The sequence below is a fragment of the Rhizobium deserti genome, from assembly GCF_004358025.1.
Lineage (GTDB): Bacteria > Pseudomonadota > Alphaproteobacteria > Rhizobiales > Rhizobiaceae > Neorhizobium > Neorhizobium deserti.
The window spans coordinates 1-1,627 of sequence record NZ_SMTL01000018.1 but is presented as its reverse complement, the minus strand read 5'-3'; the positions used below and the strand labels follow the sequence as shown (position 1 = coordinate 1,627).

At 57.8% G+C, this 1,627-nt stretch carries 1 protein-coding gene; it reads left to right on the top strand.

The window, feature by feature from the left end:
• Positions 1-82: 82 nt before the first annotated feature.
• Positions 83-1,453 (top strand): ISNCY family transposase, encoded by a 1,371-nt coding sequence (locus E2F50_RS22785; RefSeq protein ID WP_133318477.1) that lies wholly within the window; start codon positions 83-85, stop codon positions 1,451-1,453.
• The last annotated feature ends 174 nt before the right edge of the window (positions 1,454-1,627 follow it).

Below are 1,627 nucleotides of genomic sequence, written 5' to 3'. Positions count from 1 at the left end.
TGTAGCCGCAAAGTTAAAATGTCCTGTTTCTGCAAAGTTAGAGTGTCACACTCCCCGCGTTAGGCAACGCGGAGACGAGCAGATGGGATTGATAGCGATGAGCGAGCGTGATCTGCAGCGGATCGAGGTTTTGTCGAAGGTAGCGGCTGGCCGCATGACAATGGTTTCGGCGGCGCACGTGCTCGACGTGAGCACGCGCCAGGTCCGCCGGCTGTTGAATCGGATGCGCACTGGCGGCGCAGCATCGATCCGGCACAAGGCGATCGGCCGGCCATCGAACAACCGGATTACCGACGGCATTCGAGATTATGCAGTGGCATTGGTTCGGGAATGTTACGCGGATTTCGGTCCGACCATGGCTTCAGAGATGCTGGCTGAACGTGATGGATTGCTTGTGTCGCGCGAGACACTGCGCCGTTGGATGTTGGGCGCCGGTATCTGGCTGTCGCGCAAACAGCGTCGGACGTTTCATCAGCCACGGTTGCGGCGCGAGGCCTATGGCGAACTTGTGCAAATCGACGGATCTGACCACCGGTGGTTCGAGGATCGGGGCGATCCATGTTCGTTATTGGTCTTCATCGACGATGCGACCGGCAAGTTGATGCAGTTGCGGTTTGTGCGGTCGGAAAGTGCGTTTTCGTACTTTGAAGCGCTGGCGCTATATCTGCGCGAACATGGCGCTCCGATTGCATTTTATTCAGACAAGCATTCGGTGTTCCGGGTGGCCAAGAAGGATGCCAAGGGCGGCCAGGCGATGACCCAGTTCGGGCGTGCGCTTTGCGAGCTAAACATCGAGATTCTTTGTGCAAATTCGAGCCAAGCCAAGGGTCGTGTCGAACGGATGAACCGGACATTGCAAGATCGCCTGGTCAAGGCACTGCGACTGGCCAGGATCGATAACATGGAGGCCGGCAACGCGTTTCTGGCGAGTTTCATGAGCCGGTACAATGCTCGATTTTCGGTCGTCCCTGCCCGTTCCGGTGATTCACACCGGCCGCTGAATCTGGCGCCGGATCGGTTGGCTGAGATCCTGTGCAAGCGCGAGCAGCGTTATGTCGGCACACAGCTGACGTTCTCGTTTGAACGCAAGCGGATCATGCTGGAGGAAACCGAAGTGACGCGTGGTCTCGTCGGACAGTATGTCGAGACCTATGCCTATGCGGACGGTCGTCTGGAAGTGCGCTGGAAGGGGTATTCCCTGCCCTACACGATGTTCGACAAGGACCAGCGGGTAACGCATGCTGCAATCACCGAGAACAAGCGGCTCCGTGATATCCTGGCTTACGTCAAGGAGCGCCAGGACCAGCAGGTGGCGCCGGTCGTCAAAACCAACAGCGACAAAAATGGCTATAAGCCGAGAGGTCGCAAGCCCGGAAGGCGCACGGACTACATGAACGATCCCGCGGTGATTGCCCGGCGAGCGAAAGCGCTGTCGCGACCTGCTGCCAAGTGAAGGATCGCTCGAATAGCCTCAAAGCTAAAGCCGAATGGATGGTTCTCACCCGCCCCGATCTGATCTTGCAACCGGGATCAGCCGCTCAGATCGGGGCTGATCCTCGAGCCGTAGAGCGCTGAAAGTGACATTTCTACTTTGCACCACGGCGGACAATTCAACCTTGCAGCCACA